The sequence below is a fragment of the Pseudoalteromonas sp. CnMc7-15 genome, from assembly GCF_022347925.1.
Classification (GTDB): Bacteria; Pseudomonadota; Gammaproteobacteria; order Enterobacterales; family Alteromonadaceae; genus Pseudoalteromonas; species Pseudoalteromonas ruthenica.
The window spans coordinates 676,724-692,526 of sequence record NZ_JAKRFT010000001.1; the positions used below are offsets into that span (position 1 = coordinate 676,724).

At 47.0% G+C, this 15,803-nt stretch carries 17 protein-coding genes; 6 read left to right on the top strand and 11 right to left on the bottom strand.

All coding sequences use genetic code 11. The features are described from left to right. Positions 1-10: 10 nt before the first annotated feature. The 3 genes from pyrH to rpsB all read right to left on the bottom strand — a co-directional run bounded on the left by pyrH (position 11) and on the right by rpsB (position 2,660). The gene (gene pyrH / locus MHM95_RS03085) at positions 11-757 is read right to left on the bottom strand and encodes a UMP kinase (protein WP_239384186.1); all 747 of its coding nucleotides are present in this window, start codon (positions 755-757) and stop codon (positions 11-13) included. Positions 758-968: 211 nt separating this feature from the next. Continuing rightward, on the bottom strand, positions 969-1,820 hold the full coding sequence (gene tsf / locus MHM95_RS03090; protein WP_022946754.1) for a translation elongation factor Ts: 852 nt from the start codon (positions 1,818-1,820) through the stop codon (positions 969-971). Positions 1,821-1,931: 111 nt separating this feature from the next. Next, entirely contained in the window at positions 1,932-2,660 is a 729-nt protein-coding gene (gene rpsB / locus MHM95_RS03095; protein ID WP_022946753.1) for a 30S ribosomal protein S2, read from the bottom strand. A gap of 304 nt (positions 2,661-2,964) precedes the next feature. On the opposite strand from rpsB, the gene map reads away from it, so the two are divergent. From map to MHM95_RS03115, 4 genes are all read left to right on the top strand, one after another. After that, on the top strand, positions 2,965-3,753 hold the full coding sequence (gene map / locus MHM95_RS03100; protein ID WP_022946752.1) for a type I methionyl aminopeptidase: 789 nt from the start codon (positions 2,965-2,967) through the stop codon (positions 3,751-3,753). 18 nt (positions 3,754-3,771) lie between these two features. Continuing rightward, entirely contained in the window at positions 3,772-6,402 is a 2,631-nt protein-coding gene (gene glnD / locus MHM95_RS03105; protein ID WP_239384187.1) for a [protein-PII] uridylyltransferase, read from the top strand. 22 nt (positions 6,403-6,424) lie between these two features. Beyond that, positions 6,425-7,249 carry a 2,3,4,5-tetrahydropyridine-2,6-dicarboxylate N-succinyltransferase gene (gene dapD / locus MHM95_RS03110; RefSeq protein WP_026111377.1) on the top strand — a complete coding sequence of 275 codons (825 nt, stop codon included), beginning with the start codon at positions 6,425-6,427 and terminating at the stop codon, positions 7,247-7,249. A gap of 122 nt (positions 7,250-7,371) precedes the next feature. Next, entirely contained in the window at positions 7,372-8,421 is a 1,050-nt protein-coding gene (locus MHM95_RS03115; protein WP_239384188.1) for an LD-carboxypeptidase, read from the top strand. Between the two features lie 52 nt (positions 8,422-8,473). Here MHM95_RS03115 and MHM95_RS03120 read toward each other — a convergent pair whose 3' ends face one another. The 4 genes from MHM95_RS03120 to MHM95_RS03135 form a co-directional block, all read right to left on the bottom strand. After that, a complete protein-coding gene (locus MHM95_RS03120) occupies positions 8,474-8,635 on the bottom strand; it encodes a hypothetical protein (RefSeq protein ID WP_022946748.1) in 162 nt (53 codons plus the stop codon). Positions 8,636-8,653: 18 nt separating this feature from the next. Then, the gene (locus tag MHM95_RS03125) at positions 8,654-9,397 is read right to left on the bottom strand and encodes a putative DNA-binding domain-containing protein (RefSeq protein WP_151172532.1); all 744 of its coding nucleotides are present in this window, start codon (positions 9,395-9,397) and stop codon (positions 8,654-8,656) included. A gap of 2 nt (positions 9,398-9,399) precedes the next feature. Continuing rightward, positions 9,400-10,245, bottom strand: coding sequence for a DUF692 domain-containing protein (locus MHM95_RS03130; RefSeq protein ID WP_235418838.1), 846 nt, complete (start codon positions 10,243-10,245; stop codon positions 9,400-9,402). Between the two features lie 80 nt (positions 10,246-10,325). Further along, on the bottom strand, positions 10,326-10,856 hold the full coding sequence (locus MHM95_RS03135) for a hypothetical protein (RefSeq protein ID WP_152440929.1): 531 nt from the start codon (positions 10,854-10,856) through the stop codon (positions 10,326-10,328). 188 nt (positions 10,857-11,044) lie between these two features. Between MHM95_RS03135 and MHM95_RS03140 the strand changes: the two genes are divergently transcribed. Both MHM95_RS03140 and MHM95_RS03145 read left to right on the top strand, forming a co-directional pair. Beyond that, positions 11,045-12,001: a tRNA-dihydrouridine synthase gene (locus tag MHM95_RS03140; protein ID WP_235418837.1), complete on the top strand. Its 957-nt coding sequence runs from the start codon at positions 11,045-11,047 to the stop codon at positions 11,999-12,001. Positions 12,002-12,104: 103 nt separating this feature from the next. Continuing rightward, on the top strand, positions 12,105-12,476 hold the full coding sequence (locus MHM95_RS03145; protein WP_235418836.1) for a TraR/DksA C4-type zinc finger protein: 372 nt from the start codon (positions 12,105-12,107) through the stop codon (positions 12,474-12,476). On the opposite strand, the gene MHM95_RS03150 is transcribed toward MHM95_RS03145, so the two are convergent. The 4 genes from MHM95_RS03150 to MHM95_RS03165 all read right to left on the bottom strand — a co-directional run bounded on the left by MHM95_RS03150 (position 12,445) and on the right by MHM95_RS03165 (position 15,802). Further along, on the bottom strand, positions 12,445-13,425 hold the full coding sequence (locus MHM95_RS03150; RefSeq protein WP_235418835.1) for a hypothetical protein: 981 nt from the start codon (positions 13,423-13,425) through the stop codon (positions 12,445-12,447). The two genes, MHM95_RS03145 and MHM95_RS03150, sit on opposite strands and share 32 nt — an antisense overlap. Positions 13,426-13,505: 80 nt before the next feature. Next, positions 13,506-14,771 (bottom strand): tetratricopeptide repeat protein, encoded by a 1,266-nt coding sequence (locus tag MHM95_RS03155; protein WP_022946741.1) that lies wholly within the window; start codon positions 14,769-14,771, stop codon positions 13,506-13,508. A 12-nt stretch (positions 14,772-14,783) separates the two neighbouring features. Next, positions 14,784-15,401 carry an energy transducer TonB gene (locus MHM95_RS03160; RefSeq protein ID WP_022946740.1) on the bottom strand — a complete coding sequence of 206 codons (618 nt, stop codon included), beginning with the start codon at positions 15,399-15,401 and terminating at the stop codon, positions 14,784-14,786. Next, positions 15,401-15,802: a biopolymer transporter ExbD gene (locus MHM95_RS03165; RefSeq protein ID WP_053910968.1), complete on the bottom strand. Its 402-nt coding sequence runs from the start codon at positions 15,800-15,802 to the stop codon at positions 15,401-15,403. Before MHM95_RS03165 ends, MHM95_RS03160 begins: the two co-directional genes overlap by 1 nt. Position 15,803: the final 1 nt, after the last annotated feature.

Genomic DNA, 15,803 nt, shown 5'->3' on the forward strand with positions numbered 1-15,803 from the left:
AGTATCCTACTTATTTTGTCTCGCTTGAGGCTTCTGAGGAAATTAAAGTTCCCTCTTCTTCACCCATGATCACGCGCTTAAGCGCGCCAGGTTTATTCATATTAAAGACGCTGATAGGCATTTTGTGGTCGCGGGCCAAAGTAAATGCCGCTAAGTCCATCACCTTCAACTCTTTTTCAATAATTTCATTATAGGCAAGATGGCGATAAAGCGTGGCATCTGGTTTTTTCACTGGATCATCACTGAATACCCCGTCCACTTTAGTGGCTTTAATCACGGTATCTGCTTCAATTTCAATGCCACGTAAACAGGCTGCTGAGTCTGTGGTAAAGAAAGGATTACCTGTGCCCGCCGAGAAGATAACGACACGGCCAGACTTCAACAGGCTGATAGCTTCTGCCCAGTTATACGCGTCACATACACCGTTTAAAGGAATCGCCGACATGAGGCGAGCATTTACAAATGCACGGTGAAGTGCATCACGCATCGCTAAGCCATTCATCACTGTGGCCAGCATCCCCATGTGGTCACCAACAACACGGTTCATACCCGCCTCTGCTAACGAGCCACCGCGTAAAAAGTTACCACCACCGATCACCAAACCCACTTCTACGTCGAGTTCTACCAGCTCTTTAATTTCTTGAGCCATACGATCTAAGACTTTCGGGTCTATACCAAAGCCTTCATCTCCCATCAGTGCTTCACCACTGAGCTTGAGAAGAACACGTCTAAAAATAGGTTTGCGATTAATATTCATATTTTCCTGGCCAATAACGAATTGAGATAAAAAATAACCGCGCCTATGTGAGTACATAAGAGCGCGGTTATTCTAATTAATTTTGCTGTCTGACGCAAAAGCAAATCATCGCTTCAACCCCGTAAATAGAGGGATAAACCCGCTACCCGCGAAGCCTTGAACAAGTTGCTTATATTGCCAACACAACATGGTTAAATTCCAACCTAAGCGATTACTCGCCTTTTGCAGCAGCTACTTGAGCCGCAACTTCTGCAGCGAAGTCTTCTTCTTTCTTCTCGATACCTTCACCCACTTCTAGGCGCTTGAAGGTTGCAACAGAACCGCCACGCTCTTTAAGCATTTCACCAACAGTTTGCTTTGGTTCCATGATGAAAGCTTGACCAGTTAGTGAGATCTCACCGGTGAATTTCTTCATACGGCCAGTAACCATTTTTTCAGCGATTTCAGCAGGCTTGCCTTCGTTCATCGCGATCTCAACTTGTACTGCTTTTTCTTTTTCAACTACGTCTGCTGGTACGTCTTCAGGGTTAACGTAGTCAGGCTTAGAAGCAGCAACGTGCATAGCAACGTGCTTAAGCGTTTCTGCGTCTGCATCACCGGCAACAACAACACCGATGCGCTCGCCGTGACGGTAAGAAGCCAGGTTTGCACCTTCGATGTACTCAACACGACGGATGTTCATGTTTTCACCGATTTTAGCAACTAGCGCTACGCGGTCTTCTTCAAACTTAGCTTGAAGCTCTTCAATGCTTAGTTTTTCAGCAATTGCAGCGTCCGCTACTGTGTTAGCGAAACCTAGGAAGCTGTCGTCTTTAGCAACGAAGTCTGTTTGACAGTTAACTTCAACAAGCGCAGCAACACCATCAGCTTCTTTGATGATGATAGTACCTTCGGCAGCGATATTACCTGCTTTTTTAGCAGCTTTCGCTTGACCGTTTTTACGCATGTTTTCGATTGCTGCATCGATGTCACCGTTGGTTTCAGTCAATGCTTTTTTACAATCCATCATGCCAGCGCCAGTGCGCTCGCGTAATTCTTTTACTAGGGCAGCAGTTACAGCCATGGGAATTTCCTCAAATCAATGTGTTAGAGCAAGTGACCAAGGTCACTTTGAAATAAGAATATCAAGTCTTCATCGCACTAGGATGAAGACTTGATGACAAGCGAGTTGCAATTACTCAGCGGCAACGAAATCGTCTTTTTCAGCTTGCACTGCGATGTTGCTTTCACGACCTTCAACAACTGCATCAGCAACTGCATTAGTGTAAAGCTGGATCGCACGGATTGCATCGTCGTTACCAGGAACAACGTAGTCAACACCGTCTGGGTTAGAGTTAGTATCAACGATAGATACTACTGGGATGCCCAGGTTGTTTGCTTCTTTAATCGCGATGTGTTCGTGGTCTGCATCAATAATGAAAAGCGCATCAGGAAGACCGCCCATATTTTTGATACCGCCAAGGCCTTTTTCAAGCTTAGCCATTTCACGAGTAAGCATTAACGCTTCTTTCTTAGTTAGCTTCTCAAACGTGCCGTCTTGGCTTTGAGTCTCAAGATCTTTAAGACGCTTGATTGACTGGCGAACAGTTTTCCAGTTAGTCAACATACCACCTAACCAACGGTGATTTACGTAGAACTGGTCACATTTAACTGCCGCTTCTTTTACTGCTTCGCTTGCAGCGCGCTTAGTACCAACGAAAAGGATTTTGCCTTTGTTAGACGCTACGTTTGACAGGTAAGTCAACGCGTCGTTAAACATAGGTACAGTTTGCTCAAGGTTGATGATATGAACTTTGTTGCGAGCACCGAAGATGAACGGCTTCATCTTTGGATTCCAGTAACGAGCTTGGTGACCGAAGTGTACACCCGCCTTAAGCATATCGCGCATTGAAACGTTTGCCATGGTATTTTTTCCTCTAATGTTTAGGGTTAGGCCTCCACATATCCCATAGCACCAACACCTTGGAAGTTATTCCGCGATGCACCCAAGTGTATGTGTCGATATGTGTGTGTGTTAATATTAAATGGTTATGTGTCTTCGTTACAGATAAAGCACTTCACTGTTATAGGCGAACACCAACAACAAGCAAGTGATTTTAATTTGTAAAAAGACGGCGCGCTTTATACCATATTGGCCGTGAAGACTCAATCTTTTGTGCACTATTTGTGCGCACTTAACTTATTTAAAGAACACAATTGGAGCATCAATGACTGCAGTGATCAAAACCCCGGAAGAAATCGAAAAAATGCGCGTAGCCGGCCGGTTGGCCGCAGACGTATTGGAAATGATAGGCCCACATGTCAAGCCTGGGGTGACCACTGATGAGCTCAACACCCTATGCCATAACTACATTGTTGACGAGCAAGGGGCTATTCCGGCGCCGTTAAATTATCATGGTTTCCCAAAATCAATTTGTACTTCGGTTAACCATGTTATTTGTCATGGCATCCCCAATGACAAACCATTAAAAGAAGGCGATATCATTAATATCGATGTCACCGTGATTAAAGATGGTTACCACGGCGATACCTCAAAAATGTTTCATGTAGGCCAGCCAACTATTCAAGGTAAGCGCCTGTGTGAGATTACCCAACAGAGCTTGTATCTGGCCATAAAAATGGTGAAGCCTGGCGTGCGTTTAGGCGATATCGGTGCCGCCATTCAAAAATACGCAGAAGGCTTTAGCTACTCGATTGTGCGCGAATACTGTGGCCACGGTATAGGTAAAGAGTTTCACGAAGAGCCGCAAGTCATGCACTATGGTCGCCCAGGCACCGGTGAGACTCTCAAAGCCGGTATGTGCTTAACCATTGAGCCCATGGTCAATGCTGGCAAACGCCAATGTAAGCTGCTCAAAGACGAGTGGACGGTGATCACTAAAGACCGTAGCCTATCAGCACAATGGGAGCACACTTTGTTGGTGACCGACAATGGCGTAGAAGTACTAACCCTACGCAGCGATGAAGAGCTTCCTCGCGTGATTGAACACAGCTAATTAAAAAGGGGCAAACCTGTGGCCTTACCGAATAAATTAAAAGACCTGCTTGAGCAGGCTGACGAGTTGGAAGAATATAAGGCCTGTAGCCAATACTTTTATAAGTGGCTGGGCAACCAATTTGATAAACAACCGGTAGGGTCACTCATCCGTGCGCGCGCGGAGTATATCGACCGCTTATTGATCAAGCTGTTTCACTGCTGCAACCTTGCCCATGAGCCTGAGCTGGCTTTGGTTGCCGTAGGCGGCTACGGCCGAGGAGAACTACACCCCTACTCCGATATCGACTTTCTGTTGCTGGTTAGCGAAGAGCCCAACGCCGAGTTGCGTGAAAAAATAGGCCAGTTTGTGACTCTGCTGTGGGATCTGAATTTGGAAATTGGTCACAGTGTACGCACCATAGAGCAAGTGATTGAGCAAAAGCGTGAAGATGTCAGTTTTTCCACAAGCTTACTGGAAAGCCGCCTTATTTTTGGTAACCACATCGAGTTTGAAAAGCTCAAACAGCATATTTTACAAACCCCGGTGTGGCGCTCTGACGAGTTTTTTATAGCAAAGCGTCAAGAGCAAGACCTACGACACCGAAAATGCCATGGCACCGCCTATAATCTCGAGCCGAACATCAAAGAGAACCCAGGTGGTCTGCGTGATTTACAAACCATCATTTGGGTGGCGAAAAAACACTTTCATGCCGAAACCTTAGAAGAGCTCATCAACCATGGTTACCTCACCCACGAGGAGTACCAAGAGCTGCTCGAGTGCTTAGAAAACTTGTGGAATATTCGTTTTGCTCTGCATTTGGCCGCCGAGCGCAGCGAGAACCGCCTGTTGTTCGACTACCAGCCCCATGCCGCAGAAATACTTGGCTTTGGTAGTGATGGTAAAGCCTCGGTCGAGCGTATGATGAAGCGCCTATTTCGGATTATGAGTCGGGTCCGTGAACTCAACCAAATGCTGCTGTCTTATTTTGAGCAATCCATTTTACCGGATCATCGGGATTTACCGGTGGTTGAATTGGACCGCAGCTTTGAGTGTATCGGTCATCAAATTCGCGTTAAAAACCCTTCTGTGTTTTTCCGCCGCGATCAGCTGTTAGTGCTGTTCGAGCACATCGCCAGTAATCCGCAAATCACTCATATTTACCCCAGCACCATTCGCACTATGCGCCAAGTCCGTCGGCGTCTACTTGGTGACTTGCAAGATTATGCCGCCTGTCGCGATGCATTTTTACGCCTAATAAAACACCCCAACGGCATGGGCCGCGCGTTCACCTTAATGCACAAACACGGCATCATTGCTGCGTATCTACCCCAGTGGCGTAATATTTTCGGACAAATGCAGTTCGACTTATTTCACGCTTACACCGTCGATGAGCATACTCATAAACTGATTAACAACATCTATCAGTACAGTGATAAATCCAAGGTCAGCGACTTCCCCTTGTGCAGTGAGATTGTCACCCGCATGGATAAGCCGGAACTGTTATATCTTGCGGCTATTTTTCACGATATAGCCAAAGGTCGCGGCGGCGATCACTCCGAACTCGGAGCAGTCGATGCGCTTGCATTCGCCAAGCTGCACCGCCTACCTACATCCGACGGTAAATTGATTGCTTGGTTGGTGGAAAATCACTTATTAATGTCGGTCACGGCGCAGCGCAAGGATATTAACGACCCAGATGTGATCAATGAGTTCGCTTCTAAAGTGAAAAATGAGCGCCAGCTGGACTACCTTTATTGCCTAACTGTGGCCGATATTCGTGCCACCAACGATAACCTGTGGAATGATTGGAAAAACACCCTGCTGCGCGAGCTGTATTTGCATACTCAGCGGGCATTGCGCTTAGGGCTAGAAAACCCCATGGATATGCGCGACCAAATTCGTGATAAGAAGCAGCAAGCTAAGCAGCGGTTAATCAATCTAGGGTATGATGAGAGTCACATCGACTTGCTTTGGAGCCGCTTTAAAGCCAATTATTTCACCGCCTTTAGTGAACAGCAAATCTCTTGGCACTGTGAACACTTACTCAATGCACAGGACTTATCCGCACCAAGTGTCACCGTTTCCGATTGTGCAATGCATGGCGGCACGCAGGTTTTTGCCTATAGCCCTTATACCGGCGGCTTATTTGCACGTTTAGTTAGCGTCATTGGCTCTAAAAAAGCACAGATTCAGCACGCTCAAGTGATGACCACCAAAGATGGCTATGTCATTTTCAGTTTTGTTGTTCTTGAAGTGAATGGCGAGCCGTTGAGTAAAAGTCGCGGCAACGGCATGCGCCGTGCCCTTGAGCAAATAATGCAGGATCCGAAGAAGAAGATCCGGATCAAGAAAAATCGTTCGCAGCGTTTTAAAGACTTTAATATTAAACCAAAAATTGTATTGCGGCCGCACGCGCGCAAAGACCGTAGTTTAATTGAAATACAAGCGGTGGATATTCCTGGCCTGTTAACAAAAATAGCGCAGGTTTTTCAGCGCCATCGCTTACACATACACGCCGCCCGCATTACCACTGTGGGTGAGCGCGCAGAAGACTTTTTTGTCGTCTCAAATAATGATTACCAAGCTCTGACGGATGAAGAACAAGTTAAAATCCATCAGGCACTTCGGAAAAAACTAAATGCCGATAATGAAGCGACCACCGCTTAATCGGCTCACTAATGAGGACACCATGGCAGATTTAAAAACCCTTATTGAAAACGCGTGGGAAAACCGTGACGCGATTAGCCCAAGTACGGTTGATGCTGATGTAAAAAACGCGATAGATACGGTATTGGAGCGTTTGGATAAAGGTGATGCTCGGGTGGCTGAAAAGCTCTCGGGTGAGTGGGTGGTGCACCAATGGCTTAAAAAAGCGGTGCTGTTGTCTTTTCGGATCCGTGACAACCAGCCTATTAGCGATGGCGTTAATCAGTTCTACGATAAAGTGCCGCTTAAATTTAGCGACTATAGCAGCGAGCAATTTCAACGTGAAGGCATGCGTGTAGTGCCCAACGCAGTTGCACGCAAAGGCAGCTATATTGGTAAGAACGTCGTTCTGATGCCTTCTTACACTAATATTGGTGCTTATGTCGATGACGGTACCATGGTCGATACATGGGCCACAGTGGGCTCATGCGCGCAAATTGGTAAAAACGTACACCTTTCGGGGGGCGTCGGTATCGGCGGCGTGCTGGAACCACTGCAGGCTAACCCGACTATCATTGAAGATGACTGCTTTATCGGTGCGCGCTCTGAAATTGTTGAGGGCGTTATTGTCGAGCAAGGCGCGGTCATTTCTATGGGTGTGTACATCTCGCAAAGCACGCGTATCTTTGACCGTGAAACCGGGCAAATTCATTACGGTCGCGTTCCAGCCGGAGCCGTTGTTGTGCCAGGGTCCATTCCTAGCAAAGATGGCAGCCATAGCCTGTATGCCGCCGTTATTGTCAAGAAAGTGGACCAACAGACACGCGAGAAAGTTGGCGTCAACGCCCTACTTCGTGGTGTAGAGTAACTGTAAAGCAGCCTTCAGATCACTTTGAGGGCTGCCTTAAAACTATTTTATTCCTGCCAACTTTTTTATTTGAAATAATTGCTTCATTACGTTACCTATAGGGTAAACGATGAGGCAATACCATGAATAAACGTCACTTCCTGAAAAGCTGTACTCTGCTCGGTGCCGGTGCGCTACTCGCTCCTGCGGCCCAAGCGATTGGTGTGCCACAGCAAAGCACCTTAGCGACACTGAAACCTAAAGCCTTGCCTACTGATGCAACCATAGGTATAGCTAGCCCCTCAGCAGCCACAGCTGAACATAAAGACATCATATTAGCGCAGCAGTTAATCAAAGCACTGGGTTATCGCGTCAAGCTCAGCCCCCATATCATGGCGCGGCGTGGGCATTTAGCGGGTCTAGATCAACAGCGCGCTGACGACCTTAACGGCTTTTTTGCCGACCCCAATGTTGATGCCATCGTATGCTTGCGCGGCGGCTCTGGCGCTGCACGCATTTTGCCACTGCTCGACTACCAGATTATCAAGGCTAACCCTAAGCCCTTACTGGGCTACTCTGATATCACTGCACTGCATAACGCCCTGCTTGCTAAAACTGGGTTGATCAGCTTCCACGGTCCCAACGCCACAAGCCAGTGGAATCCCTTTAATGTACACCAATTTAAACAATTATTTGTTCACCGCGAGCGAGTGCTCTACCAAAATTTAGACAAAGCTGATGATGAGCTTGTTAATCGTCACTACCTCACCCAAACCATTACCTCAGGACAATCGCAAGGACACCTTATCGGCGGTAATTTATCCGTACTGTCGGCGCTTGCGGGCAGTGACTATTTACCCAATTTTGAGGGCGCGATTTTATTTTTAGAGGATATTGATGAAGCGCCTTATCGCATTGACCGAATGATGAGTACACTCAAGCTCATGGGCGCATTGGATAAGATTAACGGCTTCGTGTTTGGTGATTGCAACCAATGCCAGCCTGGCAGTGGGTATGGGTCGTTAACACTTGAGCAAGTCTTGGCTGATTACATTGCCCCGCTGAACATTCCAGCCTATCACGGAGCCATGATAGGCCATATTGAGAGACAATTTATTTTACCTGTAGGTGCCCAAGTTAAGCTTGACGCGGACCAAGGCAGTATCCGTGTTTTAGAAGAGGTGTTTAGTTAAACTAAAAAGCCCCGAATAACACGGGGCTTCAATTTCTTTGTATGTACTGTGATTAGGCGGCCAAAGATGTGGCCCAACCTAGAATGGCATTTAAGCAACCAATGCCAGCAAATACAGCGATAAACGCGACGAAATATTTAAAGTTGAAAGGGTCTTTAAAATCACCTTTTTGCGCCATCTTCATTACCTCTTTAAGCACGATAAAACGGCGCATATAATAATCGAATCGAGGTTAACAATCCAGCGTTTGCAGTACTTGACGCTGCGCCAATTGCTCTGCAATTTGTAGGGCTCCCTGATAAAGCTGCTGATAATTAAATTGCGGCGCCTGGCGCTGTAACGCTTCACATACTTGCGTTAAGGTCATGCCTGGTTGCTGTGAAAGCGTATCCAGCAATAACGCGGTCATCATGTTTAAGGCGAGAAACTGCACCTCATCTTGTTGGTCGCGATAAACACAAATATAGCTGGGCTGTTCATCCGCTTGCTGCGGCTGATTATCCACCGAGATGGTTTGTACAGGGAAGTGATAACACACTACTTGCGCGGTTTCACTCATATACAAAGGTTGCTCTTGCACATTAAAAAGCGGCTTTAACTGGCCACTGTCTTGTGCACTAGACACTGCCAACTCCACCCACTCGTAATGGGCTAACTCTTGTAAAAAAGGCGGATCGCTGTGTTGTAACTCATACTGCTGTGCCAAAAACAGTACAAATTCTTTAGAAATATCCAAAAAATAGGGAGATGTGGCGTGATGGCTAGCAAAAAATCGACGTACTAACTGCTGCCACCGCTGATCATCGTACAAGCTTCGCAGCACAGGAAAGCCACTTTCTAAAAAGCCATTGACGTTATTGAAAAACAACTCACGATAAATTTTCATTCGCCGGTCTTCAACATCTGCGGGGCGCGGATTAGCTTCGGGGTCGCGAATATGGGCGCTAAATTGCTTCTGTAGTTGTTGAAACTGCATGATCAGGCTCTTTGCTGTTGGGCTAAAAAAGGCTGTTGGATATCAGCAATGGTATCGATTTCTTTAAGTAGTTGGCTAAGTGGTGGAATATTAAAGTCCCGCTCTAATAACGTTGGCTGTACACCGTGCAACTCATAAGCTCGCCTGAGCAGTTGCCAGACGGGGTCGATCACATCAGCGCCATGGGTGTCGACAATTAAATCTTCAGCCTCGTTGTAGTGCCCAGCCACATGCATGTAGGCGATCCGCTCGCTGGGGAGACCGGCCAAGAACTGCTCGGCATCATAGCCATGATTCACTGAGTTCACATAAATATTATTAACATCAAGCAGCAACTGGCAATCGGCCTCTGCCAATATACGCTGAGTAAATTCAAGTTCTGTAATCTGCTGCCCTGGCGCGCCATAGTAAGACACATTTTCAATGACTAAAGGACGCTCTAACACATCTTGCACCTGGCGGATCCGCGCAGCGACATAGCTTATCGACTCCTCTGTGAAAGGAATGGGCATCAAATCATACATATGACCATCGGCGGAGCAATAACTGAGGTGCTCGCTGTAAAGGCGAATATCGTGCACATCAAAAAACTGCTTCAGATCTTTTAAAAACGCCACATCCAAAGGATCGGGCGAGCCCAATGATAAGGATAAACCATGGCAAATGAACGGATGACGTTCTGTGAGCGCACGAAACTGCTTGCCAAGCTTACCACCTAGACGCAACCAGTTCTCAGGGGCGACCTCCATAAAGCCAATTTGCTTAGGAATATGATTAAGCATATCGCTCAGCATTTCACGACGTAGACCCAGGCCCACATTAGCTAATGGCGCTGACTGCTGCAACATATTGCACTCCTTAAAGTGTACAAGCCGCTCTACGGCGGCTTGTTAGGTACTACGGGTAATTAACGATAGTTCAAGGCTGATTAGCTGTGACCACCGCATTTGCCTTCACCACACTTACCTTCTTTACCTTTGGCTTCACCGCCACATTTACCTTCGCCGCACTTGCCCTCTTTGCCTTTGGCTTCACCGCCGCATTTACCTTCGCCGCACTTGCCTTCTTTGCCTTTGGCATGACCGTGACCGCCACATTTGCCTTCACCGCACTTGCCTTCTTTGCCTTTGGCTTCACCGCCGCATTTACCTTCGCCGCACTTGCCTTCTTTACCTTTGGCATGACCGTGACCGCCACATTTGCCTTCACCGCACTTGCCTTCTTTGCCTTTGGCTTCACCGCCGCATTTACCTTCGCCGCACTTGCCTTCTTTGCCTTTGGCTTCGCCGCCGCACTTACCTTCACCACATTTACCCTCTGCTGCGTCAAGCTGGTATCCTGCAACCATCTCTTGCATTTCAAATGGGTTGGCCTGCGCATCAGTTGCAGTCACAGCCGCACCCGATGCAACAACAGCACCTAAGGTTAAGGCGATGGAGTTCTTTTTTAAATTATTCATGCTTTAGCTCTCTCTCGGTTGGTAGCATTCAACAGATCAGACCCGAATGCATCCTGGATCCTTTCAAATTATTTTTAAATTTTTATGTGGTATATCGATTACCAGAATAACTATGGCGCGATATAGGTATTTTATCAATAGCGACGAACGGGTTAGAATACGCGCCCAGCTAGCAGTAAAGGTCATATATGAAACTAATTTTAGCCCCCATGGAAGGCGTTGTTGATTTTAAAATGCGCCAACTACTTACCGATATTGGCGGCTTTGACCTCTGTGTGACCGAGTTTGTGCGGGTAGTCAATCAGCGATTACCGCGCCGTGTTTTCTTACGCTATTGCCCTGAGCTACTCAACGGCGGTTATACGCGTGCAGGAACGCCCGTGAGGATTCAACTACTTGGACAGCATCCACAGTGTCTGGCAGAAAATGCGATTAAGGCTATAGAGCTCGGCTCTCATGGCATTGACCTTAACTTTGGCTGCCCAGCAAAAACGGTCAATAAAAGTAAAGGCGGCGCCGTACTACTCAAAGAGCCCGAGCAGCTTTATCAAATCGTTAAAACTGTACGTGAAGCAGTAGCACAGGAACACAAGGTAACCGCTAAGGTACGCTTGGGCTTTGACGATACCTCACGTAGTAGTGAAATTTTTGATGCTGTTGTGCAAGCAGGCGCAGACAGTATTGCTATCCATGCCCGCACTAAACGCGACGGCTATCGCCCTCCCGCTTATTGGCACTTGCTGGCACCGCTGGTGCAGCGTAACGCTGATATTGAAATTGTTGCAAACGGAGAGATTTGGAGCCTCGACGATGCTCATAGTGCGAGGAATCAAAGCTTATGCCAACATCTGATGCTCGGTCGCGGCGCGCTTGCAATGCCAGACTTAGCGGCTTGGATCAAAGCCGCAGACCAAAACAAAACACATGAGAAAATGACTTGGCACGATGTGCTTTACCATATTATTCACTCATCTATGCACGATGACGACACCAAAGCGAAGCGTTATTTTGCCAACAGAACTAAACAGTGGTTAGGGTATCTACGACGAACTTACCATCAAGCAGATCAGCTATTTGATGATATTCGCCGACTACATGATAAGGACGAAGTACTCGCACAATTACAGCACCACGCTCAACGATGATAAAAAATATCTGCTAAATTCGCCAAGGTTGATCCTTGTCATGTTCCCAAGTTTGAATATTGGCCACAATAAAAGTCAATTCAAGGCAAACACGGGGCGATTTATGAGTATCCTCACCCATGACTTCGAGCAACAGGTTGCTCAGGCGCTTGCGGATGCGCGCAGACAACTCTTGGCAAAGCTACAACAAGCTTCACAAGTCCATGAAAGAAGACTGCATGCTAAGCTTACCAACGAGCCGGAAAGCGACTGGGTGGCATTACTGAGCGAACATTTAGGCCCAGAATACAAAGACCTCATTATCCGGCTAGAGCGCTTAGAAGCGACTCAGTGCCAGTTTGATTTGGGACTATTTGGCTTTTGCTCTGACTGTGAAGAGCCCATAGAGCCACACCGTTTAGAACAAGATGTGACGACGCAGCGCTGCGCGCGCTGCGACAGTATCAGTCGCGCGCAATTAAATGGCCATAAATAAAGCTCATCGCTGGATAAGCGACCACCTCATACACCATTTGCTTTGCTCGTCGCTCGCTGATCCCCTGTTTGGCTAGCGACGTTAGCGCCATTTGCTCAGTCCAAAGTTGGCTGTGAATACCTATATCAAGCTCCATATACAAAAGCGCTAACCGCGTTTGTTCCACACTCAAACTCTGTTGCTGAGCCCACAGGCGCTTATTCACATAGCCTTGTCGCCAATCTAGCCCTACATCGCGCTGGTCATTGTCTGGTTGGCGCAAAGGCGCGATGCCATATTCAGAGAGTGTGGCCAGCTTACTTTGAATTTGCATAAGCCATTTAATCGGCGCCTGCACCCGGCCAGTGTAGTAATTTAGTTTTGCTTGATACCACTGAGTGCCATTTGGCAGCTGACTTAGCCCCAGCTGGTTGCGAGGGCGATAGTTAGCTAAATACTGTTGTAGTTGGGCCGCTGCACTTTTGAGTTTACTGTTATCAGCGAGCTCGATTAACCGCTCTACTTCACCTTGCATCATTGCTAATTCATAGCGATTAACAAAAATTTGGCTTTGTTCACCTTGTTGCAAGCGGCTTTTCACTAACTCAAGCCACTGCGCTGCTTGTTCTTGCGTTTGACTATCTTGCAATGCCTGCTCAGAGCGGAAAATAGCGCTGCTCAGGGGCCAAGGCTGATAGCGACGTACATACCTTTGCTCGGTAATTAAATAGTCCAATGTTGCGCGCTGTGCGTTGCTGAGCGCCGCTCTATCAAACTGCTGATATAGGTCATGGCGCTGCTTGAGATACGCATCAGAATAAGGCCAAGGCGTTAAGGGGCTCGTTAAATCGCCTGTAAGTTTGGCGTTCAATTGTACTAAGGCCTGCTGCGAAGTAGTTGCTGAAATAGATTGAGGCTCAGAGCACCCTGTTGTTAATAAAGCAAACAAGATTAAGCTGTGTATGCGCACCGCGTATGGCTCCTTAAATAAGCATTGCGTGGAAATAAAAAAGGCCCCAATGAGGGGCCTTTTATTATTGCATAAGGAGCTTAAAGACTCACACCATTACGTTGTGCTTTATCTTTAATGAAGGTTTTCCAACTACGCGCGAATTTACGCGTGCTTGGATCTTCTGCTGCTTTAGTAATCGCAGCGTAGGCTTGCTTATACTTTTCTTGCTGTAGGTAAGCTTCTGCTAAGTCAGAGTAAATAGTCCCTTTCTTATCAGAGCCTTCATCAAGAGCACGCTTCAATAAAACCACTGCTTTATCGAATTGTTCCTCTTGTAAGCGCAAGGCACCGGCTTTACGGAACAGCTCTGCATCGTTATCAAACTCTGCGGCTTCCTCGTAATACTTCGCTGCTGTCTTAATGTTTTTAGCATTATGAAAGTAGCTAGCCATTGCCGTGACATTTTGCTTAATGCGCTTAACCTTACCATCAGTGATGGCCTTCTCCATGTGGAAACCGGCTTTGTAAGGAACGCCTACAAATGAGTAGAGCTGTGCTAACACTTTATAGTCAGTTTCTGATTCAAAGAAACCACTGTCATAAGCAATATCCATCGTAGTGAGACCTTTTTCATAGTCTTCTACTTGCATATAGAACTTACCAAGGTTAACCCAGGCTTTGCCGTCTGTTGGCCAGGTTTTCACCATGCGCTCAAGAATTTTAACTGCTTTATCAAATTCTTTTGCTTCATAGTGAGCTGCCATCAATAACTGAAACGGTGCTTTCTTTGGCTCTTTTTTAGCATTGAGCTCAATAGCACGCTCAGCAGGCTCTACCACATCTTTAAACTGACCAAGCTCATAACTCGCTTGAGCGATACGCGTGTATACAGTGGGATCTTCTTCACCAGTGAAGTCCATCCAGTCGATATACGCTTGCTTTGCTTCTTTGTACTTCTTGATGTTAGCCAACAAGTCACCAAGCAGCTTCATCGCCTGCTCTTGGTCGTTAAAGTTAAGCTCATCTGGCTTGATTGCGTCTTGTGTATACTTAATAGCCAACTGATAGTTGTCTACTTGGGCATACAGCTGACCTAAGTAGCGATCAATAGTCGCACGGTCGAACTCATCAGACGGGTCGAGTTCTTTAAGAACTGCGATTGCGCCGTTGAAGTCTTCTGCATCAACAAACTCAAACGCTTTCATGACCTTCTTACCAGTGCGCTCACTCATGACCTTGGTCTTAGCGTTTTTGCGCTTTTCTATCTCTTCGTAGTTAGGCGCAGCGAATACCGAAGTACTCACTACACTACCAGACAACGAGATAAGCAGAGCGAGTGCAGTCACTTTAGATAGATTTTTCATACTACACTCTCCTTACTGGTCTTGGTTAAGTTTGAAGTCAAGCTGAACAGTGATGCCAGGCTGTTTAACCGGCTTGCCATCAACTACTTTTGGCTTGTACTTCCACTTACGCAAGGCACGCTTAGCTTCACGGTCGAAGATACGACGAGGTTCTGCATCGATTACCTCTACATCTTCTACACCGCCCACTTCGTTAATGGTGAATGAAAGCTGTACCCAGCCTTCTTTACCATCACGCGCGGCTTGCACCGGGTATTTAGGTTCAATTCGAACAAGAGGTGTTGCATCACCATCTCGACCAAATGCACCTGGGCCACTTAGACCACCCGCTGAGCTACCTACATTAACACTTGGCATATTGAAACCGAGTGAACCTGGATTAGGGTTACTATTCTCAGGCTGTGGCGGCTGCGGTTTAGGCGGCTGCTTAGGCGGTGGTGGAGGCGGCGGCGGTACACGCTTACGCTCCTGCACCTTGGATTCAGGTGGATTCGTCATAATTTCGACAACGATCTTCTCTTTCTCGTTGGCTGCCCTGTTATCTCCACCGGAGATTAGGTAAGCCATGAAAAAGAATAAGCCGAAAGTAACTGCCCCACCTGCAATCAGTGAAAACAGAAAACGAATCATTACTTATCTCCAGCGATTGATATCTTATCGATACCTGCAGCTTTAATCTGGTCCATGACCTTCACAACCACACCGTGCTTCGCATCTTTATCCGCTTGGATAATTACGATTTCGGTAGGCTGCTCAGCCAGTAGACGTTCAATGTTTGCAGCAACACGCTCGACATCGACCTGACGCTTGTCCATCCAAATTTCACCGTTAGAGCGAATAGCGATGAAGATATTTGCATTCTTCTTCTTAGTCGCTTGCGCTGCTTCCGGTTTATTTACATCAATACCCGCTTCTTTAACGAACGAAGTAGTTACGATAAAGAAGATAAGCATGATGAATACGATGTCCAGCATCGGCGTCATATCGACGGCTGCTTCTTCTTCTTCACGAAAACGTTGTTTACGTGCCATA